The sequence below is a fragment of the Paraburkholderia sp. BR10882 genome (assembly GCF_040948855.1).
Taxonomy (GTDB): domain Bacteria; phylum Pseudomonadota; class Gammaproteobacteria; order Burkholderiales; family Burkholderiaceae; genus Paraburkholderia; species Paraburkholderia nodosa_A.
In genome coordinates this window covers 42,097-68,725 of the sequence record NZ_JBFPKP010000007.1, presented here as the reverse complement: position 1 = coordinate 68,725, position 26,629 = coordinate 42,097, and the positions used below count along the sequence as shown (strand labels likewise).

The following is a 26,629-nucleotide window of genomic DNA, read 5'->3' as shown; positions in this document are numbered from 1 at the left end:
CACTTACTACTCGCGGAGATGACGCTGCCAACTGACGATGCAGCGGCGCCCAGAAAATCTGGGCTGTTGTGGCATTGACCAGGCGTTGAAGCGAGCGTTCAATGACACAGGCCCCGTGATTCGCACTGGTCGCCTTAGGGCAGCAACAGCAGATTTTCCGTATCGGCGTGGCTAGTGGCCACTTCTGCTTCCCCCGCCGCCCGGGAGAGAGTGCAGCCAAAGAGCAACATTTGTCGAACAGGCAAAGGTTTCGCTCACGGAACGTCAGTATCCAAGGCGGGAGTGACTCTACAGCAACACGACTTACCGGTTCCTTACCGGTTCGAAAATGGTTGCCAACGACGCGTTATCGTGGCGGCTCAGTTGCTGTGTCGCCTGGATGAATGACGTGTCGATCCGTGACTGACAAGTTGAAGTCGCGCAGTGAGAAGAAGATGCCTGTGTTTTTCAGTATCCCCGTGGCCTTGAACGTGCATCTCAGACCCGAGCGCTGACGTCGCCGTCTTTGACCGTTCAATGACGACCAGGCCAAATGTAGAGGGCGACGGTCCCGCGTAATCCGCTCCGGCGAACGGCCGACACCCGGCGCTGCCGGAAGAGAAATGTGTTGGAAACGATGAAGGTTCCTGGCTTCAGAGCCTTGTCGAGAAAATCGCCCAGCTTCGCCATCACGCTCGGCATTAGATAACAGACGATTGCATCGGACTTGTCGAGATCGCTATGAAAGAAATTCCCCCATTTCAGCGACACGTTAGGCAAGTGGTGTGTTCTCAGGCGCGATACGAGATAAGGGAATAACGATATCTCCACGCCCTGAACGGACGCCTCGGGGAATGCTCGCGCCAACGCAATGACGGGCGCGCCCCACCCGCTTCCAAGATCGACGATCAACGCGTGCTTTGGCAGCCGCGCATGCTTGAGCAATGCGACAATGTCGTCCACTTCCGATCTCCTTGATGAAAGCGTCGGCACGCCTGTCAACGCGGTGGAAATCAAAAGGGATGCACCGACGAGCAGGGTCAGGAAAACGGCAAAATATGGAATGAATGAGGCCGCCACGATATTGACTCAGCTGCGAGGCGGGATGTGAGGCAACAACAGGTACGATGCATGTTTGCTACCTGTCACGACAGTGTCCGTTCCACCGTATAGTGCGGGATCGCGATTGGGATGAGCGGCGAAGAACAGCCCGGAATGGCTGTAGTCCGGAAGATCGTAGTCTTTCGCGTGCACGGTGGACGCACCGGGCCCATAGCCGAAGTCCTTCCCCTGGATCGTCAGGGCCACGCGGTACCCCTTGGGAATTACGATGCTCGTCGGCTCCGTGAACTCCACGTCGACCGGATACAATTGGCCAGGAGTCATCGGCGCGGCAGCAAGGTGCGGATGAACCGGCTGCCAGGCAGTGGATTTCGCCAAGTCTACAGCACGGTGCGAGACCCGCAGATAGCCAAGATCGAGCGGTACGTTCGGATCGCTGTTTCCCATGAAAGTGACATCACGGCCGTCGGGATCGAGGAGCCGAACTGCCGCAAAAATGTCCATATCTGCCGTTGAGGAACTGACCCACAGCCGCAAAGCGATTGGACCAGTGAACTCCGTTTCGTTCGTAAATGGCGCGGTCGTAAATGTCAGCCCTTCACCTAACGCCGGCCAGGATTTCGCAGCTGGCGCCGCGGCTTCGAGCGCCGGATCCATCGACCCGCTCGCTGCGTCCAGGTAGTAGGGCTCCCAGTTCGTATCAGGCAATGGCCACGCCTTCTCGTTTCGCCATGTCGTGCCGTCTGGGCGCCTGACCTGCACGGCGACACGCGGCTCCTGGTCCCAGCCGTTGTCGATGCCTTTCAGGAAATGATCGAAGAAGCGCTTTTGCAGCGCCAGCGCCTCGTCCGAATAGAAGGGCGTCAAGTGGTCGCCGGTCTGGATGCGCAGCCACTTCTGGTTGCTGTCCGCCGCAAGATAACCTCGAGTGCTCCAGTCGGTCCAGTTGGCGACGTCGAGCAACGGCACCGTGATGCGGCGCCCGTCCGGTGTGCGCTCGTGATACCAGGCGTCGTCGAACGGATGTCTGGCGAAGGCTCCGACGGGATCGATGCGGTTGTCCTTCAGACGCTCCTGCGAAAGCGGTAAGCCGGTGTCCTTGCCTCCCCTGATGGAATCGACCAGCGGTGTCCCGGCATTACCGTTCTGGTTAGGCACGACCTGATGTTCCCACCAGAACTCCCACGCCACGTTGAGAATCCCGCCGTAGTAAGCGATCTCGCGATATTGATCGAATGCGCCTTCCCAGGGAAGGATCGCGGCGAGGCCTTCGGGCTTGAGAGCGGCGACCTGATACTGGTTGATTGCCTGGTACGATGTACCGAGCAGACCGACCTTGCCTGTGCTCCATGGCTGATGCGCGGCCCAGGTAATCAGTGTCGCGTAGTCTCGCGTTTCGCGCGGCGAAAAAGGATCGAGAACACCGGGCGATGCGCCGGCGCCCCGCACGTCGGCGTGGATAACGACATAGCCATTCGGAATCCAGCGCTCCGGATCGGGAGCCTCGAACCGGATATATCGGCAAGACGACTTTTTGCACAGGTCCGGATACATCGCGATGAGCTTGGTCCACGACGTCTTGTACGCGGGCGCATCGGCCATGCTGGTGTCTTTGCCATAAGGGCCCATCAGCATCAGCACCGGATAACGACCGGGCTTGTCCGGACGATAGATGTTGATGCTCAGCTTTGCGCCATCGTTCATGGCCACAGGGACGTCATGCTCGAAGAGCATCCCCGGCACGCTGCTGTCGACACGCTCAGCCTGTGCCGACTGCGCGAACGCGATGAAAAGAGCCGCGGCTAGCGGCGCCAGTCTGGTCAAACGCATCGGAACTACTCCTGGTTGTTGTGGAGCCCGTTTCGGCGGCCCGGTCAGGCGGCCCGTCGTTTGCACCTACACGGCAATCAAGGGTTGGTGCCTCCATGCTGTGTCCGGAGCACGAGAGACGTTAACGACGTACGTCGCGCAAGAAAGCCATAAGGTCTGTCATCAACTGCGGATGGCGCGGCTCCCAGCCCAGTCGCTCCCGTGTGGCCTGACTGGAAACCGGGTTATCTGCGCTGACGAAGGGCGCCAGCCAACCAAAATGCTTCGCAGCATCTTCAGTTGGCAAAGGCATGACCTGGATGTCAAGATGGCGCCCAATTACCTCGGCGATGTTACGGAACGGGATGCCCTCCTCGGCCACAGCGTGATAGCGGGCCCCCGCCTCGCCGCTTTCGAGCGCGAGCCGGAATAGCAGCGAGGCGTCGAGCCGGTGCACGGCAGCCCATCTGTTGCCTCCATCCCCTGGATAGGCGGAAATCCGCTTCTTCCGTGCGATCTCGAACAACCGCGTGACGAGCCCGAGCCTGGTCTCGTCATGCACCGACGGCGGCAACCGAACGACCGTGGCGCTCACGCCGGTCCGGACGAGATCCAATGCCGCTTTTTCGGATTGCGCCCTGCGCCCGCCCACCGCACCGGCATCGGCGGAGTCAGTTTCAAGTGCCCGACGCCCCTGTGCCATCGCCATCGTCGGAAACGCGATGACTAGCGAGCCTTTTCTTGCTTCCAGTGCGTCACCGAATGTTTCGATGGCGCGCCGCTCTGCTCCCACGGCCGCAGTCGTGAATCGCTCGACGATATTCGTTGGACGACCGCCGAACACGATGCGCGCACGAATACCGAGGCTGGCTTGCGATAGCGCGTGAAAGAAGGCGGTGTGAATGACGCCATCCGCAGTTGCCGCAGCCTGGCGCAGGACGTGGAGGTCCTCGATCGTCCCGCGGCAAGCTCGAGCCCCCAAGGCTTCCAGCGAAGCGGCGGCCTTCGCCGAGCGTACAAGTCCGGTAACGTCGTGGCCGGCGGCGACAAGACTGCGAACGGTAGCAGAGCCTATGAAGCCTGTGGCTCCCGTGATAAAAACCCGCATTCCGGGCTCCTTCGGTGTAAATTCAGTGGGAGGACGCGGCCGATCCGATGCCGAAATAATCGGATTGCGTCAGATTGGCGAGGAGGCCAGCTTGCTCAGGCGTCCAGCCCAAAAGCGCCCGCGTGCAATCACTTGTAGCAGGCGCGTCAATTGCCACGAATGGTGCAAACCATCCGAAATGCGCGGCGGCCTCCTCCGCAGAGGGTGAAACCAGCGGTAAGCCCAGGCTACGGCACCGACGAGCGACCGTGCACCGACGGCGGCGAGCTTCTCGACGCCCCCTGCTGAGCGAACCAAACCGATGACCTGATGCCCACATTGAATCAGTTCCCGGACGACGGCGGAGCCAACCCAACCGGTCGCCTCAGTAACAAATACTCGCATCGCAAACCTCCTCTTTCGTTTCCAGGACAGGCTACGGCATTGAACCCGGACGATCTATGTTCTAAAGTACCGAATTAGCATTCAATCGTTCAGAATTTGTCTATGACGGACCCGTTATCGGATGTACTGTCGTTGCTGAAGCTGCGCAGCTATGTGTCCGGCGGCTTCGATGCGAGCGGAGATTGGGCCGTGCGATTCGGTCCACACGACGGCATCAAGTTTCACGCTGTTCTTTCGGGCCAGTGCTGGGTCCTTGTAGATGGCGAACCTGAGCCCGTGAAAGTCATTGCGGGGGAGTGCTTCATACTTGCGCGAGGGAGGCCCTTTCGAATCGCAAGCGACATGGCTGTAGAAGCAATCGATTTCCGCACGCTCCTACCGGACGTGCAGGACGGTCGTATCGTGACCTACAACGAGGGCGGCGAGTTTCTGAGCATTGGTGGCTATTTCACGCTGGCCGATGGCCAGGCAGATCTCCTGTTGAACATGCTCCCGCTTATCATCCATGTCCGGGACGAGCCGGGCCTCTCCACGTTGCGATGGTGTGTTGAGCGCATGAGGCAGGAATTGCGCGAGCGGCAACCGGGGGGAGGCATTATTGCTCAGCAGTTGGCCACAATGGTGCTGGTGCAGGCGTTGCGGCTGCAGCTTTCCAACGCGCGGAGCGATGGAGTCGGCTGGCTTTTCGCTCTCGCCGACAAGCGCATGCGCGCGGTGATCAATGCAATGCACGAGGCACCGGGCACCAAATGGACTCTGCAGACCCTGGCCGGCCAAGCGGCCATGTCACGCACCGCTTTCGCGCTCAAGTTCAAGGAACTCGTAGGGCTCTCGCCGATGGACTATCTGACGCGCTGGCGAATGACGCTCGCCGCGGACAAGCTGAGGCATTCCCGTGACTCCGTTGCCGAAATTGCGCGGGCGCTGGGGTATGAATCAGAGAATTCATTCAGCACAGCGTTCAAGCGGGTCATGAATTGCTCGCCTCGCCAATATGGGCGCAGGGCAAGCACAGGCAACGTATCGGCGAAACAGAACGAGACAGGAACGCGGGTTTTATGAGTTCCGCCGCTATTGACTGAAGCCAAGCGAAATCTGCTGCGGACCACGTGGAGCGGTAGTCCGAGATTTACCCGTGAAAACGGACACCTAACCTTTTATCGGGAGGTGTCGAAATGGGCAGGCAATGTACCCATACCCAGGGGAGAGAGCATTGACAATCGCAGCATAGGCAATGTCTATCGATTTCGGATCGTCGTGCGTTCCGCACTCGACCGTCACGCCGAACCCTCCAACTGCGCGCATGTACTCGGTCGTTCCACGGCCCTCTGAGACAGGGCCGCGCGGATATCCATGACGTGCACGCACCTCGAGAAAGCCCGCGTAAATCTCCAGCCAGCCGTGAGTGACGATTGACGGCCCCAAAACTGCCGCGAACGAACCCTCTGCCTCCGCATGGTGGAACGGTTCCAACATGCCATCGTTGTTCTGTGGCCCAAGAAAGATAAACGGCTCGCCCTTGCTGCGAAACGAGCGGAGGTCGAGCAGGATGTCATGCTCCCGCATCAGCGAGCACAACTGGTTGCCGATGTGGTCCTCATAGTCCACAGGAGCGCTCTTCTCGCGTAGATCGCGATTCAGGTCGCGCTCACCTTCCCGTGTCCGCTGTCGAAATGCCTTCGGGTTGGCAACGGGAACGAACGTCACGCTGCCACGCCGGATGGCGAGCCAGCCACTGCGGCAATCCGCAAGCGCCAATAGCCCCAAATATTCTGTTTGACAAACACTCTTACGATATATATCTTAAGACATGTTTTAAGACACTCACCAGACAAGGAGGCCCTATGCGCCACCATTCGCACTTTGGTCAGAATGGCCGTCACGGCCATCCCGCGCGCGATCCGCGCGACTTCTTCGGCGGCCGCCACCCAGCCATGCAGGCGCTTCACGCGCTGCGCCACGCAATGGGCCGCCATCGCGGCGGCGAAGGTCCCGGCGACTTTGGCGACCGCTTCGGCGACGGTTTCGGCCGCGGCTTCGGCGGTTTCGGCGACGGCGACGGTTTTGGTCGGGGCCGCAAGTTCACGTCCGAAGACCTGCAACTCATGCTGCTCGTGCTGCTCGCCGAGCGCCCGAGCCACGGCTACGAACTCATCAAGGCGCTCGACGCACGTTCGAACGGCTTCTACAGCCCGAGCCCCGGCATGGTCTATCCAGCCCTCACGTACCTCGAGGAACTGGGCTATGTAAGCGTGACGCTCGAAGGCAACCGCAAGCGCTATGAGCTTTCGCCCGAAGGCCGCACGTACCTCGAGGCCAACCGCGAACGCGCGGACCTGATCCTCGCGAAGCTCACGCACTTCGGCCGCAAGATGGAAGTCATGCGCCGCGCCATGGCCGGCGAAGATCCGGCCGAAGGCAGCGCCTGGGTGCGCGAGTTGATCGAGGCGCGCCGCGCGCTCAAGCGCGCGCTGCTGCGTCGCACCGACGCCGCGCCGGAGGAACAGCGCCGCATCGCCGCGATTCTTGCGCGCGCCACCCAGGAAATCGAAACCGGCAGCGACAACAGCGACATTTGACAACCCGCTTCCACGCCGCGCCACCCCAACATCATCGGAGCCATACATGCAGAACCCGTCCCAACTCGAAGTCGTCCGTGTGCGTCACCCGCTGAAGTTCCGACTGTTGCGTGTGGCGCGCGTCACGGCGCTCTCGCCCTCGCTCGTCCGCGTGACGCTCACGGGTGATCTGAGCGACTTCGTCTCGGCGTCGTTCGACGATCACATCAAGGTATTCTTTCCCGCCGCCGGTGAAGAAAAGCCAGTACTACCAACTTTTGGCCCTGACGGCATCGTGTTCCCCGAAGGCGTCGAGCGCCCTGCCGCGCGCGATTACACGCCGCGCCGCTTCGATACGCAAACCAACGAACTCGATCTGGAATTCGCGCTGCACGAAGCCGGCCCGGCAACGGCATGGGCGGCACAGGCGCAGGCCGGCCAGTATCTCGGCGTGGGCGGCCCGCGCGGCTCCATGGTGATTCCCACGGGCTTCGACTGGCATCTGCTGATCGGCGACGAAACGGCGCTGCCCGCCATTCAGCGGCGCCTAACGGAGCTGCCGGCCGGCGCGCGTGTAGCCGTGGTCGTCGAAGTGGCGAATCGCGCGGCCCGCATCGAGCTGCCCACCGAAGCCGATCTTTACGCCACGTGGTGCTATCGCGACGAAAGCGAGTCGGAGCACCCGCTCGTGGACGGCGTGTCCGAAGTGTGGCTGCCGCCGGGCGAGGGCTACGTCTGGGCTGCCGGCGAAGCCTCGGCGATCCGCGCAGTGCGCGCGCATCTGTGCAACGAACGCGGCGTCGACAAGAAGCGCATTCGCGCTTGCGCCTACTGGCGCCGCGGCGCGCAGGGGGCCCACGAAACGATCGACGACTGATCGATCTCGCTGGCGCGGCAATACTGCCGCGCCTTTTTACGTTCAGGCTCGAAGCCAATACATGACCACTTCTCTCACATCGCTGCGCGAACGCACCCTGCTCTGGCTGCTGGCGCTCACGCAGTTCACCGTCATCATGGATTTCATGGTGATGATGCCGCTCGGACCGCAGATCATGCGCGCGTTCGCGATCACGCCCGCGGCGTTCGCGACGGCCGTTTCCGCGTATTCGCTCTGTTCGGGTCTATCAGGACTCCTTGCTGCGACGTATATCGACCGCTTCGATCGCCGCCGCCTGCTGCAAGCGACTTACGCGCTTTTCGCGTTTTCCAATCTCGCCTGCGCGCTCGCCACGAACTTTCATCTGCTGCTCGCCGCGCGTGCGTTCGCGGGTCTCACCGGCGGCGTGCTCGGCTCGATCGTGATGGCGATCGTGAGCGACGTGATTCCCGCGGCGCGGCGCGGCGCGGCCACGGGCATCATCATGACGGCATTCTCCATCGCCGCGATCGCGGGCGTGCCGGCCGGCGTGCTGCTCGGCGCGCATTACGGCTGGAGCGCGCCGTTCATGCTGCTCGTCGTGCTCTCGGTTGCGATCTGGCTCGCGGGCTCGCGCGTCGTGCCCTCGCTCACCGAGCACCTCGGCCAGCGCACGCCGCTCGCGCAAGTGCTGCCGAACCTCTGGCGACTGCTCACGCTGCCGCGTCACCTGAAGGCCTTTGCACTGACCTTCACGATGATGGCCGGCCATATGCTCGTGATCCCGTTCATCGCGCCGATGCTCGTCGGCAATCACGGCATCGCGCCGCAGCAGCTTTCGTGGCTCTATATGGCGGGCGGCGCGGCGACGTTCGTGACCTCGCGCGCGGTGGGCCGTCTCGCGGACCGCTACGGCAAGCGCCGCGTGTTCCGCGTGATGGCGCTCGTTTCGCTCGTGCCGGTGCTGTTCGTCACGCATCTGCCCACGCTGCCTTTCCTCGCACTCGTGGCGTTCTTCGCCCTGTTCATGATCTCGATGTCGGGCCGCATGGTGCCGATGCAGGCATTGCTCACGACGATTCCCGAGCCCGCGCGGCGCGGCGCCTTCCTGAGCGCCAACAGCGCGGTGCAGGCGCTCGGCACCGGCATCGGCGCGTGGCTGGGCGGCCAGTGGCTCACGAATGGCGCGCACGGCGCGATCATCGGCTTCGGGCAGAACGGCTGGATCGCCGCAGCGCTCACGTGCGTGGCGGTGTTGTGGGTTTCGCGGGTGCGTGGGGCGTCGGAAGACGTGTCGAATGACGTCGCCGCAACTGTGAGCGCAGCACCGGCGGCTGCGGCTGCGAAATTCTGAGCCACAAAAGAAAACCGGTTCGCAGCCGTGGCGCGCCTCATGAGCGCGTCACGCACCGCGAACCGGTCGTGCTTCAGGTAGAAAGCGGATGAAACCGCGGGCCTTGGGTAGCTTGCCCGCGTGCAGCGCGGGACCCGACCGGCCGATCGGGTGCCCGCGCTGCGTCACTCCGCGAGGGAGCGAGCCAACGATGCTTAGAAGCGGTGACGCAGACCCACCGTTGCGGCGACCTGGTTCTGCGAGGTCGACGGCGACAGCGTGTTGATCATCGCAACGTTCGCGCCAGCGTCGCCGAGTTCGCCCGAAGCGTGCTGATACACGGCGCCGGCGTAGACGTCGGTGCGCTTCGACAGCGAGTAGTCAGCCGTCAGCGAAACGGTGTGCCACTTCGGATCGCCCGAACCGTTCGAACCCGTGACCTTGCCGTCCGTGAACGTGTACGACGCGTTCAGGGCGAGAGCCGGCGTGAGTGCATAGGCGCCGTTCAACTCGAAGTTGTCGAGGTGCAGGTTCGTGCCCGTGGGGATCGAGAACGTCGTGCCGCCCTGACCGCCGGCGATCAGGTTCTGGTACTGCGTGTGCGTCCACACGAAGCCAACCGTTGCCGGGCCGTAGTTGTAGTTCGCGCCTGCGCCGAACGTGCGTTGCGTTTGAGCCGACAGGTTGAAGTTGTTGCCGTTCGATGCCGAGCTCGCGCCGTTCGTGTTACCGGTGCGCGTGTTGTTGATCTGCAGGTAGGCAGCCGAGAAGTTCAGCGGGCCGTTGCCGTACGATGCGCCTGCGCTCCATGCGCGGTTGTTCGCGAACTGGCCGGCGTCATTGCTGAAGCCATACAGGCCGCCAAATTTGAAGCCCTGGTAGTTGACGCTCTGGTACTTGACCGAGTTCTTGATCGAGAACGAGTGGTCGAGGTTGTCGTTGTCGAACGGGTGAGCCGCGAGGTTGTTGCCGTAGCCGCTGCCGGTTGCCGAAAGCGGTGCCAGGTAGTCGACCATCGAGTCATACTGGCGGCCGAGCGTCAGCGTACCGAAGCGGTCGCTCTGCAGACCGACGAACGCCTGGCGGTTGAACATCGTGCCGCTCTCGGTGTCCTTGCCGTTGTTCAGGTTGAAGCCGTTTTCCAACGTGAAGATCGCATGCAGACCGCCGCCCAGGTCTTCGCTGCCCTTCAGGCCGAAGTACGTGTCGCCGACGGTGCCGCTACCCTGGTTCCATGCGGCGTGGCCGCCTGCATTGTTCGCGTAGACGATACCCGCATCCAGTGCGCCGTAGAGAGTAACGCTGCTTTGTGCGTGAGCGGAGGCTGCGAATGCGCCGAGGACGCCCGCGATAATCAAAGTATTCTTCATGACTTTCCTTATGACATTCAGACCGCGCTGACGCGGCTCCGGGTATTGGAGCCACACCGGCAATCCCGGGCGAAGTCTACGTGTCAAAGGCTTTAAATCGTCTTGGCAAACGCTGTAACAGTTATTTGCTAAATCTGGAAATATCGGAATAATAATCCGTAAGTCATTGTGGCGAATGGGAAATACGGAGTAATGCGCAGATCGGCCGGGATAGGCCGTGTGGCAAGGACGCGACGCCCGTTTCAGCGCGGAAATTCGATTATTGTGAAAAGTGGATTAATTGCAGGCGATTTCGCGAGATTAAAATCTTCGCGGCCGATGAAACTTTATGAGCACGATCATAGTCTTATCGCGCGCGTGCATTATTGCTATATGCGGCGATTATTATTGCGCGAAATCGCGATTATCAAACCGATGATTTTCGGCGTCCTTTGAGGCGCTCGTGGGCGCCCCCTCGCGCGGCACGCGCGCGGGCGCGAGCGCGCGCATCCGTTAAAATCCCGGAACGCGCGCGCACCGCGCGCGCACCACCCGCATCGACGCCACTTCTACCGAACGGCCGCGTCGCCCTCACCCGTCCGGCGCGAGACCCCGTCATGACAAACAAAGCCACTCCTACGCAAGCCCAGCCCTTCAGCGAGTTGCCGCTCGCACCCGCCACGCTCGAGAACCTCACGCGCCTCGGCTACGTCGACATGACGCCGATCCAGGCCGCGAGCCTGCCCATCGCCTTCGCGGGCCACGACCTGATCGCCCAGGCCAAGACCGGCAGCGGCAAAACGGCGGCGTTCTCGCTCGCGCTGCTCTCGCGCCTCGACCCGCGACGTCAGGATGTGCAGGCCATGATCCTCTGCCCCACGCGCGAACTGGCCGACCAGGTCACGCAGGAAATCCGCCGTCTCGCACGCGCGGAAGAGAACATCAAGGTGCTGACGCTGTGCGGCGGCACGCCCATGCGCCCGCAGGCGGCGAGCCTCGAACACGGCGCGCATATCGTCGTGGGCACGCCGGGCCGCATCATGGATCATCTGGAGCGCGGCAACCTCGCGCTCGGCGCGCTCAATACGCTCGTGCTCGACGAAGCCGACCGCATGCTCGACATGGGCTTTTTCGACGACATCGCCACCGTGGCGCGCCAATGCCCCAAGGAGCGCCAGACGCTGCTCTTCTCGGCGACCTACCCCGAAGGCATTACGAAGCTGAGCCAGCAATTCCTTCGGAACCCGAAGGAAGTCAAGCTCGAAGAGCATCACGACGACAGCAAGATCCGCCAGCGCTTCTATGAAGTCACGGAAGACGAGCGTCTGCACGCCGTGGGCATGCTGCTCAACCACTACCGCCCCGTGAGCACGCTCGCGTTCTGCAACACCAAGCAGCAATGCCGCGACCTGCTCGACGTGCTGCGCGCGCAGGGCTTTCACGCGCTCGCGCTGCATGGCGAGCTCGACCAGCGCGAGCGCGACCAGGTGCTGATCCAGTTCGCCAATCGCAGCTGCTCGGTGCTCGTGGCAACCGACGTGGCCGCGCGCGGCCTCGACATCGCGCAGCTGGAAGCCGTGATCAACGTGGACGTCACGCCCGACCCGGAGGTGTACGTGCACCGTATCGGCCGCACGGGCCGCGCCGACCAGGACGGCTGGGCGCTCAGCCTCGCGAGCATGGACGAGATGGGCCGCGTGGGCGGCATCGAGCAGGCGCTCAAGCGCGAAGTCGAGTGGAGCCCGCTCGCAGAACTGAAGCCCGCCAGCAACGAGCCGCTGTTGCCGCCGATGGAAACGCTGCAGATCCTTGGCGGCCGCAAGGAGAAGATCCGCCCCGGCGACGTGCTGGGCGCGCTCACCGGCGAAGCCGGCTTCAGCGGCTCGCAGATCGGCAAGATCAACGTGACAGACTTTTCGACCTACGTGGCCGTGGAGCGCAGCATCGCGCGCGACGCGCTGCGCAAGCTCAACGCGGGCAAGGTCAAGGGCAAGAAGGTCAAAGCCCGTATGATGGACGAATGAACTGACGAATCATCCGCGCCGGGTGCGCACGCTGCTTGCGCACCCCCGCTGCACCGCGCCTCAGTTGCCCGGCGTTCAACCGGATCAGGAAAGCCATGAAACAACCGCTCAGAATCGATTTCGTCTCCGACATCGCGTGCCCGTGGTGCGCAATCGGCCTCTCTTCGCTGAACCTCGCGCTCGAACGGCTGCGCGACACCGTCGACGCACAGATCGTCGTGCACCCCTTCGAACTGAATCCGCAGATGGGCCCGGGCGGCGAATCCGTGCTCGAGTATCTCGGCAAGAAGTACGGCCGAACGCCCGAGCAGATCGCCGAGACGCAGGACATGATCCGCGAGCGCGGCGCGAGCGTCGGCTTCACGTTCGGGCCGCGCGAGCGCATCTACAACACCTTCGACGCGCATCGTCTGCTGCACTGGGCCGGCATCGAAGGCAAGCAGCTGCCGCTCAAGCTCGCGCTGCTGCGCGCGTATCACGGCGAGGGCAAGGACACGAGCGACCACGCGGTGCTCGTCGCGGCGGCGCAGTCCGTGGGGCTCGACGCAGATAAAGCGCGTGCAGTCCTGGAAAGCGGCCAGTATGCCGACGAGGTGCATGCAGAAGAGCACGAATACCAGGCGGCCGGTGTCCAGTCCGTGCCGGCGATCGTCTTCAACCAGCAGTATCTGGTCAGCGGCGGCCAGCCCGTCGAAACCTTCGAGCAGGCGATCCAGCAGATCCTGGCCGAGAGCGCCAAGGCCTGAACCGCTCAGGCGCCTGAAGCCCCCGTGTGGCGCGGCCTCGCGCCCGCGGGCGCCCCGCTTTCACGGCCCGCTGCGCCATCACATTCAGACGCCCGGCAGACGGCCGATGCCGGCCGCCCCCTCGCGGGCGTGTAAACTAGCGGGTTTTTTGCCCAGGTGGAAAAGTGCTAGCCCCGCAGCGCCTCGCGTTGAGCGGCCCGACGCTCGTTCGCTTACTTGCCCGCTTCGGCGACGCCGAAGTGCCCGAATCCCGGCAATCGATCTCGGACCATCTGAGCCAGTGGCTCGGCTGGACGGACGCGATCGCGCTTTCGACGGCGCTGAGCGTCCAGACGCCGGGCGGCGAGCCAGCCACGCGCATAGGCGCCAGCGCCGAACAAAGCCAGAGCGAGCGCGTGCGCGCGACGCTGAGAAAGGCCATCGTGGGCGAAGGCGCGCCTGCGCGGCGCGACGGACGACGCACGCAGGCCGCCAGCCAGCCTGCCGATGTGGAAGCCGATTTCGCGGATTTCCGCCAGCGCTACCTCGCCCTGCAGCAGGCGATGGAGACTGACATCGCCACGCTGCGCGCCCGTCTGCGCGCCACGCTGGCCGCCCGTGCGCCTGCGCTCGCGCGCCTCGCGACGGTGGACGCCGTGATGGAACAGGCACTCGGCGCGCGCGAGCGCAGCCTGCTCGCCGGCGTGCCCGCGCTGCTCGGCGCGCATTTCGAGCGGCAGCGCGCAGCGGCCGCGTTGGAATCCGCCGGAGAAAGCGGCGCGCCTCACGCCTGGCTCGCCGGCTTTCGCAAAGATATGCAGAGCGTGTTGCTCGCCGAACTTGAGATTCGGTTTCAACCGGTGGAGGGGCTGCTTGCCGCCCTTCGCACCAGCTAACCCAAACGCTATGTCCCGAGCTATGTCCCGTTTTCGCATTGAACCCGTTGTCTTCGTCGTCGGTCTCGCCGCCGTGTGCTGGATCGGCGCCGGCTACGCGGTCACGAACCCGCTTGCGAGCGCCGTCACGCTGTTGATCGGCGCGTGCTATGTCACGGGCGCCTGGGAGCTTTATCGCTTCCACCAGGCCACGACCACGCTCGCCCAGGCCATCGCGCAACTGAACACGCCGCCCGCGCGCCTCGCGGGCTGGCTCGACACGCTGCATCCGGGCCTGCGCAACGCCGTGCGCGCGCGTATCGAAGGCGAGCGCGTGGCCCTGCCGGGCCCGGCGCTCGCGCCCTACCTCACGGGCCTGCTCGTGCTGCTCGGCATGCTCGGCACGCTGCTCGGCATGGTCGTCACGCTCAAGGGCACGGGCGCGGCGCTGGAAAGCGCCACCGACCTCGACGCCATCCGCGCCTCGCTCGCCGCGCCTGTGAACGGCCTCGGCTTCGCGTTCGGCACCTCGATCGCCGGTGTGGCCACCTCCGCCATGCTCGGCCTGCTCTCCGCGCTTTGCCGCCGTGACCGCATCGAAGCCGCGCAACAGCTCGACGTGAAGATCGCGACGACGCTGCGCGCCTTCTCGCCGGCCCATCAGCGCGAAGCCTCGTTCAAGCTGCTGCAGCGCCAGGCCGACGCCATGCCAGCGCTGGTCGACAAGCTGGGCGCGCTGATGACGCTGATCGAACGCCAGGGCGCCGCGCAACACGAACAGCAGATCGCGACCCAACAGGCCTTTGCCGCCAACGCCGAAGCCGCCTGGAGCCGCCTTGCGGCTTCCGTGGGCCAGTCGCTCAAGTCGAGCGCCGCCGAAAGCGCACGCGCCGCGGGCGCGGCGCTGCAGCCCGTGGTCGAAGCGACCATGGCGGGCCTCGCGCGCGAATCGGCGTCGATGCAGGGCGCGCTCACGCAGGCCGTGCAGCAACAGCTCGACGGGTTCGCGCGCGGCTTCGAGGCGTCGACGGCGAACGTGGCCGACATCTGGAACCGCGCGCTCGCGCAGCACCGCGAGTCCAACGAGGCGCTTGCCGCCGACCTGGGCGGCGCCCTGGAGCGCTTCAACGCAAGCTTCGAGCAACGCGCCTCGGGCCTGCTCGATGGGGTGTCGACGCGCTTCGAAAGTGCATCGGGAACAATGTCGCAGGCATGGCAGGCGGCGCTCGAACAGCAAGAACGCGCCGGCGAGAAGCTCGCCGCAGGCAACCAGCAGGCGCTCGCGACGGCAGCGGCGGCGTTCGAGCAGCATTCGGCGTCGCTGCTGCGCGCGGTCGATGCATCCCATGCGGACCTGCAGACGAAGCTCGGCGCGCGCGACGAAGCGCGGCTCGCAAGCTGGGCCGAAGCGCTCGCGGCGATGGCCGCCACCTTGCGCACGGAGTGGGAAGCGACCAGCGCGGTTTCGGCGCAGCGTCAGCAGGAAATCTGCGCGATGCTCGCGCAAACCGCGAACGACATCGCCGCGCAAGCGCAGCAGCACGCCAGCAAGACGATCGCCGAAATCGATCGTTTGGTCGATGCCGCCTCGCAAGCGCCGAAGGCCGCAGCAAACCTGCACGCGGAAATTTCCGCGCGCGACGATCAGCGCATCGCAACATGGACCGCATCGCTCGCGGCGATGGCCGCCACGTTGCGCACGGAGTGGGAAGCGACGAGCGCCGCCACCGCGCAACGTCAGCAGGAAATCTGCGCCACGCTCGCACAGACCGCGAACGAAATCGCTACGCAATCGCAGCAGCAGGCGAGCAAGACGATTGCCGAGATCGATCGTCTCGTCGATGCCGCCGCCGACGCGCCGAAGGCCGCAGCGAATCTGCACGCGGAAATCTCCTCGCGCGACGAGCAACGCCTCGAAGCATGGAGCGCGTCGCTTGCCGCAATGTCGGCTGCATTGCGCACGCAATGGGAAGCCACGAGCGCGGCCACCGCGCAGCGCCAGCAGGAAATCTGCGCAACGCTCGCCCAGGCCGCCAGCGACATCACCACGCAATCGCAGGCCCATAACGCCAGCACGATCGCCGAAATCGGCAGCCTCGTGCAGGCCGCATCGGCCGCGCCGCAGGCGGCAGCCGAAGTCATCGCCGAGCTACGCCAGAAACTGTCGGACAGCATGGTCCGCGACACCGCGATGCTCGACGAACGCAACCGCCTGCTCGCCACGCTCGAAACGCTGCTCGACGCCGTGAACCGTGCCTCCACCGAGCAGCGCTCGGCGATCGACGCGCTCGTCTCCACGTCGTCGGATCTGCTCGAGCGCGTGGGTGGCCAGTTCAGCGCGAGCGTCGAAGCCGGGAGCGGCAAGCTCGGCGCGATCGCCGCGCAGGTCAGCGGCAGCGCCGTGGAAGTGGCGAGCCTCGGCGACGCGTTCGGCGCGGCCGTGAGCGTGTTCGGCGAATCGAACGACAAGCTCGTGGCGCACCTGGAGCGCATCGAAGCCGCGCTCGACAAGTCGCTCGCGCGCAGCGACGACCAGCTCGCCTACTATGTGGCGCAGGCGCGTGAGGTCATCGACCTGAGCATGCTGTCGCAGAAGCAGATCGTCGAGAACCTGCAGCAGCTCGCGAGCCAGCGCGCCACCGCTGGAGTGGATGCGGCATGAGCGACGAAATCGACGGCGGCGCGGCCCCCGCTGCGCCGGTCTGGCCCGCGTTCGCCGACCTGATGTCGGTGCTGCTGGGCGCGTTCCTGCTGATCCTCGTCGGTGTGGTCGGCATGCAGCTCGAACTGTCGAGCCGGCTCGCGAACGAGGTGAAACAGCGCAAGGCCGAAACCGAGCGCCGCAAGACGCTCGAAGAGGCGCTCGCGGGCCCGCTCGCGGCGGGGCGCGTGACGCTCGTGAACGGACGCATCGGCATTAGCGGCAGCGTGCTGTTCGCGCTGAACTCGGACCAGTTGACGCCGCAAGGCCACGATCTGCTCAAGAGCCTCGCCGGGCCGCTCACGGCGTATCTGAAGAGCCGCGACGAAATCCTGATGGTGAGCGGTTTCGCCGACGACCAGCAGGTGCACGCAGGCAACCGCCGCTTCGCCGACAACTGGGAGCTTTCGGCCGAACGCGCGCTGACGGTCACGCGCTCGTTCATCGACGCGGGCGTTCCCGCGTCGTCGGTGTTCGCGGCTGCGTTCGGCTCCGAGCAGCCGGTGAGCGCCAACACGGATGAAGCCGGCCGCGCGAAGAACCGCCGCGTGGAGATTGCGCCGGTGCCGCGGCCGACCGTCGGCGAGGGCAAGCATGCTCAATGATGCGGGCCTGGAGGTCGAACGAACCGCTGCGCCCGCCGCCCGCGCGCTGCTCGACGCCTGGCGCGCCCGCGGGGCGGATCAGCTCGACCCGGTGCGCTTTCACTTCATCGAGGCGCTGGAACGCCGCGCCGCCGCACACGCGGGTGAAGCGCGCCGGCTCCTCGACGCGCGACTCGCACAACTACTTAATGCCTTTTCAGACGACCTCGCACGCGAGACATCGAAAATCACGCACCAGTTCGACGGCGATACGCCGAGAAGCGAGCTGGGCCGCCTCGTCGATTCGCTAGTGCGCGCGGAACCCGCTCAACCGGCGACGCGCGTGCGGCACGAGCCGGACCCGGAACTGGTCGAATACTTCCGGCAAACGTGGTTGCGCGTGCGCTCCGAAAAGCAGTTGCGGCAGTCGCTGGACCAGGTGCCCAGAAACGCAGGGCCGCTCAATTCGAGCAGCCTCGTGCATCGCGCGCTCTCGCTGATGCGAGAAGTGTCGCCGGGCTATCTGCAGCAATTTCTCGCCTATGCCGATGCGCTTTCGTGGCTCGAGCAGCTGAATGCGAGTGTGGGAGTGGCGGCGCCGGTCAAGGAGGCGCCGCGAACAACGTCTGCGAAGAAAGGCTCGCGCAAGGGGCGTTAGCGCCCTCAGGCCGCCTTGCGCCGCTCCCGCACCGCCTGCGCCAGCCCATCGAGCACCGGCGCCGTCTGCGCCCAGCTGATGCACGCGTCGGTGATCGACACGCCGTGCTTGAGCGGAACGCCCGGCTTCTGGTCCTGGCGCCCCTCTTCGAGATGGCTCTCGATCATCACGCCGACAATGCGCTTGTCGCCGCCCGCCAACTGCTCGCCGATATCGCGCGCCACGTCGATCTGGCGCTGATGCGCCTTGTTCGAGTTCGCGTGCGAGCAGTCGATCATGACCTGCTCGCGCAGCCCCGCCTTCGCGAGCGCCGCGCAGCATGCCGCCACGGAAGCCGCATCGTAGTTCGGGCCGCTCTTGCCGCCGCGCAGGATCACGTGGCAGTCGTCGTTGCCGCGCGTTTCGAAGATTGCGGCCATGCCCATCTTCGTCATGCCCATGAACGCGTGGCTCGCGCGCGCCGCGACGATGGCGTCGGCGGCGACCTGCACGCCGCCGTCGGTGCCGTTCTTGAAGCCGATCGGGCACGAGAGGCCCGAGGCGAGCTGCCGGTGGCTCTGGCTCTCGGTCGTGCGCGCGCCGATCGCGCCCCACGCCACGAGGTCGGCAATGAATTGCGGGCTCAGCAGATCGAGGAATTCCGTGGCCGTGGGCAGACCGAGCGCGTTGATGTCGAGCAGCAACTGGCGCGCGGCGCGCAGGCCCTCGTTGATGCGGAAGCTGCCGTCCAGACGCGGGTCGTTGATATAGCCCTTCCAGCCCACCGTGGTGCGCGGCTTCTCGAAGTACACGCGCATGACGATCAGCAGGTCGTCCTCGAGCGTATCGGCCTTCGCCTTGAGCAGCTTCGCGTATTCGATCGCCTGGTCGTGGTCGTGGATCGAACATGGGCCCACCACCACCACGAGCCGGTCGTCGCGCTGCGCGAGCACATCCGCGATCTCGCTGCGGCTCGTTTCGACGAGCGTTTGCGTCTCCTGAGGCACCGGCAGCTCGTCGAGCAGCAGCGCGGGCGAGATGAGCGGGCGCACGGCGCCGATGCGCGTGTCGTCGATGCGGGTCGTGTCCTGGGTGGCGTCGGCCACGCCGACTTCCTGGTCGTGCTGCGGATTGTCGATACGGCTCAAGATGTTCTCCGACTGCGCTTTTGACGCGCGCATCATGCATGTGTGGTGGACGAACGCGCGATTATCGCATCCGGCGCGCCGCCGGCATCCCGAAACAGCATGACACGTCGTCCTGAAACGAAACGAGGCGGCCCGAAGACCGCCTCGCACGAGGAACCCCAACGAACACCGCAACGCTCAGCGCGCCGCGTCCCCCATCGGATACCCCTTGCCCGCGAGGCGCCGCGCGATGCGCACGAGCGCGAACCACTGCTGCGCGAGCAGCCCTTCGCCATAGTTCGCGCCCCGGCCGTACGGCGCGGGCAACTGGTCGCGAATGCCGGTCGGCTCATGCTGCTTGTTCCACGACGCCGTGCGGAACATCACGTCCCACCACGGAAACAGCACGCCGAAGTTGCAGCCGTAGCGCGTGCCCTCGTGGCCATAGCCGATCGCATGATGGCGGCGATGAAACGCCGGGCTCACGACGATGCGCTCGAGCAGCCAGCCGAAGTCGATTCGCGCGTTCACGTGCTGCACGCTCTGCATGAAGTTGCTCACGGCCACGAGCACGACGAACTGCGCGGGCGGCACGCCGATAAGGAGCGAGATGCCCGCAAAGAACGCGGCCTGCACGATATCGTCGAGGAAGTGATTGCGATCGTCGCACCACAGCGACATCTGCTGCTGGCTGTGATGCACGGCGTGCAGTTCCCACCACACGCCGAAGCGGTGCTGCCATCGGTGATACCAGTAGCCCGCGAAATCGAGCACGACGAGATAGATGAGGAACGACACGATCGGCTTGTCGGTCACGCCGGGCCAGAGGCTATCCACTTCGATGTTCGGTATGTTGTGGATCGCCATCAGGCTCTGCCAGTGATTGAACACGGGCGTGAGCAGGAAGAAGAACGCGATGTTCAGAATGCCGAGTTTCGCGATCCACGTGTACCAGACGTCGGCGCGCAGCGCCCGGCGATCGCCCCAGTCTTCCGCGGGCCGCAGCGCTTCGAGCGGGCGCAGCAGCACATACGAGGCGCAGATCTGCAGCACGCCGACGATCACCCAGTAGAGCGCGTCATAGGTGTCCTCGTCGTAGCCCATCAGGCCGACCTTGTAGAAGACCGGCTGCACCACGTCCACGTAGACGAGCGTCTGCAGCCACGAAACGAGGTTGTCGGCCTGCGAAATCAGCGTATCGAGCATCGAGACTCCTCAATCAGTCCGGGTTCGGCGCGTACACCGGCGCGCTGTTCGCGAAGTAGATGCCGTGCGGCGAGCGGCCCACCGCGATCGTGTCGATCAGCTTGCGCGTGTTCAGGTCGATGATGCCCACGTGCTTCGCGAAACGGAACGTCACCCATAGGTAACGCTTGTCCGCCGAAAGTTCCATGTCGTCGGGACCGGGGCGCAGGCCCGTGATGTCGGCGACTTTCGTGAGCGTCGTGTAGTCGAGAATGCTGATCGTGCTCTCGACGCGATTCGACACGGCAATATGTTTGCCATCGTCCAGATTGCGAAAGTTATGCGCGCCGCGGCCGGTCTGGATCTTTTTCACGACCGTGCGGTTGTGCCAGTCCACCACGGCCACGTTGTCCTCACCCGTCATGCCCACGAGCAGGTACTTGTCGCCCGGCGTCATCCACAGACCCGCGGGCGTGGTGCCCACCTGCAGCTTCCAGAGCACCGTTTGCGTCGGCAGGTCGATGGCGGCCACTTCGCCCGTGTCCTGCAGCGTAACGAATGCCGTTTTGTTGTCGGAGGCGAACGTGATGTGGCTCGGCGTTTTCCCGAGCGGAATGCGCTTGGCGATCGTGAGGTTCTTGCCGTCGTAGTGATAGACGTCCACGCGGTCGAGTCGCAGGCCCGCGGTCACGAACCATTTACGGTCGGGCGAAAAGCCGAGCTGGTACGGGTCTTCGATCCCTTCCAGGCGGCTTTGCACCTGACCCGTATGCGGATCGAGGAACAGCAGGTCGTTCGACACCGAATCGGCGACGATGAGCGACTTGCCGTCGGGCGTGATCATCAGGTGGTGCGGTTCCTTGCCCGTGGGCTCGGTGCCGACCACGGTGCGGCTTGCCTGGTCGATGAGCGAGAGCTTCGCCTCGCCCGAGTCGAGCACGATGACCTTGTCGTCGGCGTGCGCGAGCGCGCCCCATGCGAGGCCGCTTATCAGCAGCGCAGTCGCGAACGGTTTCTTCATACGGACCGGTGTAAACGAAAAGATCGGGAATTCAGGCATTTCGTAAGGGAAAGAGAGCAGCGAAGGCGCGGCGCGCCGGTTTGTGCTGAGATAGCGCCAAGACAGGCGTGCGCACTGCCTGCTTAACGCGTGAGGGCCCGATTCCGATGACGCACTTTCAACGTATTCACACATGCTCGATGCGTGCCACAGAGCGATGGGCTGCGGCTTCTGACCCCGGCCCGCGCGAGAAGTTGCATGGATCATCGCGCCCGCGATGACGAGGTGCAGCGCGCCCCCGACGGCCTCACCCGCAACACGGCCGCCGCGGTACGCGAAGCGCTCGAAGGACGCCGCCGCGGCGTCGCCCTTCTGCTGCCGCTTGCGGGTCCGGCCGTGGTCATCTCGGTGGCGTATATCGACCCCGGCAATATCGCGACCAACATCCAGGCCGGTGCGCGCTACGGCTACGCGCTACTCTGGGTCGTGCTGCTCGCCAACGTCATCGCCATGCTGTTTCAGGGGCTTTCCGCGAAGCTCGGCATCGCCACGGGACGCAATCTCGCCGAGCTGTGCCGCGACAGCCTGCCCGCGCCGCTCGTGTGGCTCATGTGGGGCGTGAGCGAGATCGCGGCCATGGCCACCGATCTCGCCGAATTCCTCGGCGGCGCGATCGGCCTTGCGCTGCTCTTTCGTCTGCCGCTGCTCGCGGGCATGGCAGTCACGGCTGTCGTGACCTATGCGCTGCTGTTTCTACAGCGCGCGGGCTTCCGGCCGCTCGAATTGCTGATCGGCGCGCTCGTGGGCGTGATCGGCATTTGCTATGTTCTGGAGCTTTTCATTACGCCGATCGAGTGGCAGACCCTGCTGCGCCACCTCGCCACGCCACGCCTGCCCGACGCGCAAGCCGTGACGATCGCGGTGGGCATCATCGGCGCCACGGTCATGCCGCATGCGCTCTTTCTGCACTCGGGGCTCACCCAGGCGCGTGTGCTTGCGCGCAACGACGCCGAGCGCAAGCGCCTCGTGAAGTTTTCTAACGTCGAGGTCGTGGTCGCGCTTTCGGTGGCCGGGCTCATCAACATGGCGATGGTGGTGATGGCCTCCGGCGCGTTCCACCAGGGCTACGCGGATGTCGCCGAAATCGAGACCGCCTACCGCACGCTCGCGCCGCTGCTGGGCGCGGCGGCCGCCAGCATCTTCCTCGTTTCGCTGATCGCCTCGGGCATTTCGAGCTCGGTGGTCGGCACGCTTGCGGGGCAGATGATCATGCAAGGCTTCGTGAACTTTCGCATTCCGCTGTGGCTGCGCCGCGCGGTGACGATGGTGCCGAGTTTCATCGTGGTGGCGCTGGGCGTGAACGCCACCGACGCGCTCGTCATGAGCCAGGTCGTGCTGAGCCTCGCCTTGCCGTTCCCGATGGCCGCGCTCGTCTGGTTCACGGGTCGCGCCGACGTGATGGGGTCCCATCGCAACCGCGCGCTCACGGCTGCGGCAGCCGTGGCGGGCGCGGCCGCGGTGCTCTCGCTCAATGTCGTGCTGGTGCTCACGACCTTCGGCGTGGCGGTGCCGGGGCTCGGGTAAGGATCGGCTCGCTGCCAGGCGATGGATGCATGAACGGCCGGTCGGTTTATCGACGACAGGCGTCTCGCGCGACGCCTCGTTCGCGCCATGCGTGCAAACTCGCGCGAAACCATGCACCATTAGCGTTTTCGCCGCACCCCGCTCTTGCGCCGGGTGCGGGTTCTGTAACCGCGCGCTAGCGGTCGTGCTCAACAACGTTGCCCGAGCGCGCGTCACCTCCGACCTGCCATGACGAATCAGCCTGCCCAAGCCTTGCCCGAACAGCCCGTCGACATGATCATTTTCGGCGGCGGAGGCGACCTGGCCGCGCGCAAACTGCTGCCCGCGCTCTACATGGCGCACCTGCACGGCAACCTGCCGCCGGAAACGCGCATCATCGCCGTGGGCCGCAAGAACTGGACGATCGACGACTATCGCAAGTTCATGGAAGAGCAGTCGCGTCCGTTCATCGACGCGAAAGCGTTCGATGCGCAAGCGTGGGACCGCTATCTGAATCTGTTCCAGTACGTGATCATCGACGTGAACGACCCCGTCAATTACGCGAACCTGAAGGCGGCGTCGCGCGAGCATGCCCTGCGCGTGTTCTATCTCTCGACTTCGCCGGAACTGTTCACGACGATTTGCGACAACCTCACGGCGGGCGGCCTGATCGACGGCAGCTCGCGTGTGGTGCTCGAAAAGCCGCTCGGCCACGATCTCGCCTCGGCGCAGGAGATCAACGAATCGGTGGGCCGGCACTTCTCCGAATCGCAGATCTACCGGATCGACCACTATCTGGGCAAGGAAACGGTGCAGAACCTGATGGTGCTGCGCTTCGGCAACCCGATCTTCGGGCCGCTATGGCAAGCGCCGTATATCCGCAGCGTGCAGATCACGGTGGCGGAAACGGTGGGCGTGGGCAGCCGCGCGGGCTTCTACGATCACACCGGCGCGCTGCGCGACATGGTGCAGAACCACCTGCTGCAACTGCTGTGCATCGTGGCGATGGAACCGCCCCTCTCGCTCGACCCGGACGCCGTGCGCGACGAAAAGCTCAAGGTGCTGCGCTCGTTGCGCCCCATGTCGCTCGCCGATATCGCACGCGACACCGTGCGCGGCCAGTACGCGGCAGGCGCCGTGGACGGCCAGCCGGTGAAGGGTTATCTGCAGGAAGACAACGTGCCGGCCGACAGCAAGGCGGAAACGTTCGTCGCGCTGCGCGCGCACATCAACAACTGGCGTTGGGCCAACGTGCCGTTTTTCCTGCGCACGGGCAAGCGCATGCAGAAGCGCCAGTCGGAAATCGTGATCGAATTCGCGGACCTGCCGTTCTCCATCTTCCCGAGCGGCCCGCGCAATTACGGCAACCGCCTCGTGATCCAGCTGCAGCCGGAAGAGTCGATCCAGCTGCAGATGCTCGCGAAGGAGCCGGGCAGCGGCATGAACATGCTGCCCGTGAGCCTGAATCTCGACCTGCAGCAGGCCATCCCCGAGCGCCGCGCAGAAGCTTACGAGCGCCTGCTGATCGACGTGATTCGCGGCCGCCTCACGCACTTCATGCGTCGCGACGAACTGGAAGCCGCATGGACGTGGGTCGAGCCGATTCTCGACGGCTGGAAGGAGCTGAACGACCGCCCGCGCACTTACACGGCGGGCACGTTCGGGCCGGCGGCATCGTCGGCGCTGCTCGCGCGCGAGAACATGTCGTGGGCCGAAGAGATGTAATGTGAAGGACCGCGAGCGCCGCGCATCATGCGGGGCGCTCGCAGCACGGCTTTACCGGTCGCCCGAATCCGGACGAAAAAGATCGAAGCCGGCAAATACGATCACACCGCTGAGCGCCATCAACGGCACCGAATGGCGGCCGAGAAAAAGAACCGCGGCCGCAAGCCACGTTGAAATACAGAAAGCGCCAATGCGCCGCATGATGCCACTCCCTACTCTTTAATGCCCTTTTGAATGAAGCGTGGCGGCGCATGACGCGTGCCGCACGTTTGCAGCCCGACATCAGCCCAACGTGGCCCGCGCCGTGCGCAGACGCGACACCGTATCCACGAACGCCTCCCCGCCGAGCGTGCGCTTCAGGCGGCTCGCGACCGTCGCGCTCGCCGCATTGAGCGCTTCGCGAATCGCGATGGCCTGGGCCGTGGGCACGATCGCCACTTCGCGGCCGTCGCCATCCGTGCGCTGGCGCTCAACGTAGCCGCGCGCCTCCAAGCCGTCGAGCACGCGCGTGGCCGTGGGGCGCGCGATGGAGAGCAGATCGGCCAGTTCGCGCTGCGGCAAACCGGGACGCTCCAGCACGGCGCGCAGCATGAAACCCTGCGGCGGCGTGAGCTCGAAGCACTCGAAGGCTTGCGCCCATTCGCGCTCGAGGCGCCGCGCGAGCGCCGTGGTGTTGAAGTAAAGGCAATGATCGAACATGCACACAGGATAACCGAATATAGTTAGCTATGCAACGATCTACTCCGAACGCATGTGCCGGGCCTTCTGACAAATCAAAGCGCGCAGCAGCAGAAAATAGAACGATCGGACGAATTTAGACGGCATCGGCTATGATGCAAAGACGCCGCAATCGTCTGGCCGGGCATGGCCGCCGTATACAACACTCACGGAGACATCGATGCAAATGCGCTGTTACTGCGTTATCCATCACGGCAAGCCGCTCGAACTGGTCGAGCGCGACGTGCCCGAACCCAAGGGCACCGAGGTATTGCTGCGTGTGAAGGCCGCGGGCCTGTGCCACTCCGATCTGCACATCTGGGAGGGCTATTACGACCTGGGCGGCGGCAAGAAGCTCTCGCTCGCCGACCGCGGCATCAAGCTGCCGCTCACGCCGAGTCATGAAATCTGCGGCGAGGTTGCGGCGCTCGGCCCCGACGCGCAAGGCGCACCGGAAGCGCTCGCGGCGGGCACGTCGGTAGTGGTGCATCCGTGGATCGGCTGCGGCGCATGCGCGGCCTGCGAGCGCGGCGAAGAGAACATCTGCGCGAAGCCGCAATCGCTTGGCGTGCTGCGCGACGGCGGCTTTGCCGATTACGTGATCGTGCCGCATCCGCGCTATCTCGTGGATCTCGCCGGCCTCGATCCCGTCAAGGCCGCGCCGCTCGCCTGCGCGGGCGTGACGACGTATTCGGCGGTGAAGAAGTTCGGCGCGCGCATCCATGAAGGCCCCGTGGTCGTGATCGGCGCGGGCGGCCTCGGCATGATGGCGCTCGAAGTGCTCAAGGCGATGGGCGCACAGGGCGCGATCGTCGTGGACGTGGACCCCGCGAAGCGCGAAGCCGCGCTTGCGGCGGGCGCGCTCGCGGCAATCGATGCGCGCGCGGACGACGCCGTGCAGCAAATTATCGCGGCAACGGGCGGCGGCGCACGCGCGGTGCTCGACCTCGTCGGCGCGACGCCCACCGTCAAGCTCGCGCTCGACTCCTGCGCGCGCGGCGGCCACGTGGTGATCGTCGGGCTGATGGGCGGCGACCTCACGCTCTCGCTGCCCGTCATCCCGATGCGGCCGCTGAGGATCGAGGGCAGCTACGTGGGCACGCTGCCCGAGTTGCGCGAACTCGTGACGCTGATGCGCGAAGGCAAGATGCAGCCCTCGCCCGTCTCCACGCGGCCGCTCACGGAAATCAACGCGGCGTTCGAAGCGCTCGTGCAGGGCAAGGTGGTCGGGCGGCAAATACTGGTGCCCTGATGCATTTCATCGCGCGCGGCCTGGTTCGGCGCGCGCGATAGCAAATCGTTCGGAATTCGAATCAACCGGGGAGATC

General features: G+C 64.8%; 23 protein-coding genes. 13 read left to right on the top strand and 10 right to left on the bottom strand.

What is annotated here, in order from left to right; genetic code table 11:
• Window positions 1-513: 513 nt before the first annotated feature.
• From AB3X99_RS19285 to AB3X99_RS19275, 3 genes are all read right to left on the bottom strand, one after another.
• Window positions 514-1,059, bottom strand: coding sequence for a methyltransferase (locus AB3X99_RS19285; RefSeq protein ID WP_368617807.1), 546 nt, complete (start codon window positions 1,057-1,059; stop codon window positions 514-516).
• A 9-nt stretch (window positions 1,060-1,068) separates the two neighbouring features.
• Entirely contained in the window at window positions 1,069-2,871 is a 1,803-nt protein-coding gene (locus AB3X99_RS19280; protein ID WP_368617806.1) for a CocE/NonD family hydrolase, read from the bottom strand.
• A 121-nt stretch (window positions 2,872-2,992) separates the two neighbouring features.
• Window positions 2,993-3,958, bottom strand: a complete 966-nt coding sequence (locus AB3X99_RS19275) for an SDR family oxidoreductase (protein ID WP_368617805.1) — start codon at window positions 3,956-3,958, stop codon at window positions 2,993-2,995.
• Window positions 3,959-4,444: 486 nt separating this feature from the next.
• Here AB3X99_RS19275 and AB3X99_RS19270 point away from each other — a divergent pair, with 486 nt between their 5' ends.
• Complete coding sequence (locus tag AB3X99_RS19270; protein ID WP_368617804.1) at window positions 4,445-5,404, top strand: AraC family transcriptional regulator; 960 nt, start codon at window positions 4,445-4,447, stop codon at window positions 5,402-5,404.
• 87 nt (window positions 5,405-5,491) lie between these two features.
• Here AB3X99_RS19270 and AB3X99_RS19265 read toward each other — a convergent pair whose 3' ends face one another.
• Window positions 5,492-6,049 carry a hypothetical protein gene (locus AB3X99_RS19265; protein ID WP_368617803.1) on the bottom strand — a complete coding sequence of 186 codons (558 nt, stop codon included), beginning with the start codon at window positions 6,047-6,049 and terminating at the stop codon, window positions 5,492-5,494.
• A gap of 227 nt (window positions 6,050-6,276) precedes the next feature.
• On the opposite strand from AB3X99_RS19265, the gene AB3X99_RS19260 reads away from it, so the two are divergent.
• The 3 genes from AB3X99_RS19260 to AB3X99_RS19250 all read left to right on the top strand — a co-directional run bounded on the left by AB3X99_RS19260 (window position 6,277) and on the right by AB3X99_RS19250 (window position 9,110).
• Window positions 6,277-6,921 carry a PadR family transcriptional regulator gene (locus AB3X99_RS19260; protein WP_256095117.1) on the top strand — a complete coding sequence of 215 codons (645 nt, stop codon included), beginning with the start codon at window positions 6,277-6,279 and terminating at the stop codon, window positions 6,919-6,921.
• A gap of 46 nt (window positions 6,922-6,967) precedes the next feature.
• The gene (locus AB3X99_RS19255; protein WP_069269396.1) at window positions 6,968-7,777 is read left to right on the top strand and encodes a siderophore-interacting protein; all 810 of its coding nucleotides are present in this window, start codon (window positions 6,968-6,970) and stop codon (window positions 7,775-7,777) included.
• A gap of 61 nt (window positions 7,778-7,838) precedes the next feature.
• The gene (locus tag AB3X99_RS19250; RefSeq protein ID WP_342950160.1) at window positions 7,839-9,110 is read left to right on the top strand and encodes an MFS transporter; all 1,272 of its coding nucleotides are present in this window, start codon (window positions 7,839-7,841) and stop codon (window positions 9,108-9,110) included.
• Between the two features lie 194 nt (window positions 9,111-9,304).
• Here the strand turns inward: AB3X99_RS19250 and AB3X99_RS19245 are convergent, their stop codons facing one another.
• Complete coding sequence (locus tag AB3X99_RS19245; protein WP_069266003.1) at window positions 9,305-10,459, bottom strand: porin; 1,155 nt, start codon at window positions 10,457-10,459, stop codon at window positions 9,305-9,307.
• Between the two features lie 596 nt (window positions 10,460-11,055).
• Between AB3X99_RS19245 and dbpA the strand changes: the two genes are divergently transcribed.
• The 6 genes from dbpA (at window position 11,056) to AB3X99_RS19215 (ending at window position 18,005) form a co-directional block, all read left to right on the top strand.
• Complete coding sequence (gene dbpA / locus AB3X99_RS19240) at window positions 11,056-12,462, top strand: ATP-dependent RNA helicase DbpA (protein ID WP_069266004.1); 1,407 nt, start codon at window positions 11,056-11,058, stop codon at window positions 12,460-12,462.
• A gap of 95 nt (window positions 12,463-12,557) precedes the next feature.
• Complete coding sequence (locus AB3X99_RS19235) at window positions 12,558-13,208, top strand: DsbA family oxidoreductase (protein WP_069266005.1); 651 nt, start codon at window positions 12,558-12,560, stop codon at window positions 13,206-13,208.
• 164 nt (window positions 13,209-13,372) lie between these two features.
• A complete protein-coding gene (locus tag AB3X99_RS19230; protein WP_368617802.1) occupies window positions 13,373-14,083 on the top strand; it encodes a DUF3348 domain-containing protein in 711 nt (236 codons plus the stop codon).
• 22 nt (window positions 14,084-14,105) lie between these two features.
• A complete protein-coding gene (locus AB3X99_RS19225; protein ID WP_368617801.1) occupies window positions 14,106-16,724 on the top strand; it encodes a DUF802 domain-containing protein in 2,619 nt (872 codons plus the stop codon).
• Window positions 16,721-17,368: an OmpA family protein gene (locus tag AB3X99_RS19220; protein ID WP_368617800.1), complete on the top strand. Its 648-nt coding sequence runs from the start codon at window positions 16,721-16,723 to the stop codon at window positions 17,366-17,368. Before AB3X99_RS19225 ends, AB3X99_RS19220 begins: the two co-directional genes overlap by 4 nt.
• Window positions 17,358-18,005 (top strand): DUF2894 domain-containing protein, encoded by a 648-nt coding sequence (locus AB3X99_RS19215; RefSeq protein WP_368617799.1) that lies wholly within the window; start codon window positions 17,358-17,360, stop codon window positions 18,003-18,005. Before AB3X99_RS19220 ends, AB3X99_RS19215 begins: the two co-directional genes overlap by 11 nt.
• 5 nt (window positions 18,006-18,010) lie before the next feature.
• Here the strand turns inward: AB3X99_RS19215 and AB3X99_RS19210 are convergent, their stop codons facing one another.
• From AB3X99_RS19210 to AB3X99_RS19200, 3 genes are all read right to left on the bottom strand, one after another.
• Window positions 18,011-19,132, bottom strand: a complete 1,122-nt coding sequence (locus AB3X99_RS19210) for a 3-deoxy-7-phosphoheptulonate synthase (protein WP_368617798.1) — start codon at window positions 19,130-19,132, stop codon at window positions 18,011-18,013.
• A gap of 177 nt (window positions 19,133-19,309) precedes the next feature.
• Window positions 19,310-20,317, bottom strand: a complete 1,008-nt coding sequence (locus AB3X99_RS19205; protein ID WP_342950168.1) for a sterol desaturase family protein — start codon at window positions 20,315-20,317, stop codon at window positions 19,310-19,312.
• Between the two features lie 13 nt (window positions 20,318-20,330).
• Window positions 20,331-21,317 (bottom strand): beta-propeller fold lactonase family protein, encoded by a 987-nt coding sequence (locus AB3X99_RS19200; protein WP_342950169.1) that lies wholly within the window; start codon window positions 21,315-21,317, stop codon window positions 20,331-20,333.
• Window positions 21,318-21,554: 237 nt separating this feature from the next.
• On the opposite strand from AB3X99_RS19200, the gene AB3X99_RS19195 reads away from it, so the two are divergent.
• Entirely contained in the window at window positions 21,555-22,880 is a 1,326-nt protein-coding gene (locus AB3X99_RS19195) for an Nramp family divalent metal transporter (protein WP_368617797.1), read from the top strand.
• Window positions 22,881-23,108: 228 nt separating this feature from the next.
• Window positions 23,109-24,584 carry a glucose-6-phosphate dehydrogenase gene (gene zwf / locus AB3X99_RS19190; protein ID WP_368617796.1) on the top strand — a complete coding sequence of 492 codons (1,476 nt, stop codon included), beginning with the start codon at window positions 23,109-23,111 and terminating at the stop codon, window positions 24,582-24,584.
• A gap of 51 nt (window positions 24,585-24,635) precedes the next feature.
• Here the strand turns inward: zwf and AB3X99_RS19185 are convergent, their stop codons facing one another.
• Together AB3X99_RS19185 and AB3X99_RS19180 are read right to left on the bottom strand one after the other, a co-directional pair.
• Window positions 24,636-24,785, bottom strand: a complete 150-nt coding sequence (locus AB3X99_RS19185) for a hypothetical protein (RefSeq protein WP_176732918.1) — start codon at window positions 24,783-24,785, stop codon at window positions 24,636-24,638.
• Between the two features lie 81 nt (window positions 24,786-24,866).
• Entirely contained in the window at window positions 24,867-25,283 is a 417-nt protein-coding gene (locus AB3X99_RS19180) for a MarR family winged helix-turn-helix transcriptional regulator (protein ID WP_133180547.1), read from the bottom strand.
• 205 nt (window positions 25,284-25,488) lie between these two features.
• Between AB3X99_RS19180 and AB3X99_RS19175 the strand changes: the two genes are divergently transcribed.
• Window positions 25,489-26,553, top strand: coding sequence for an alcohol dehydrogenase (locus tag AB3X99_RS19175; protein ID WP_069266171.1), 1,065 nt, complete (start codon window positions 25,489-25,491; stop codon window positions 26,551-26,553).
• Window positions 26,554-26,629: the final 76 nt, after the last annotated feature.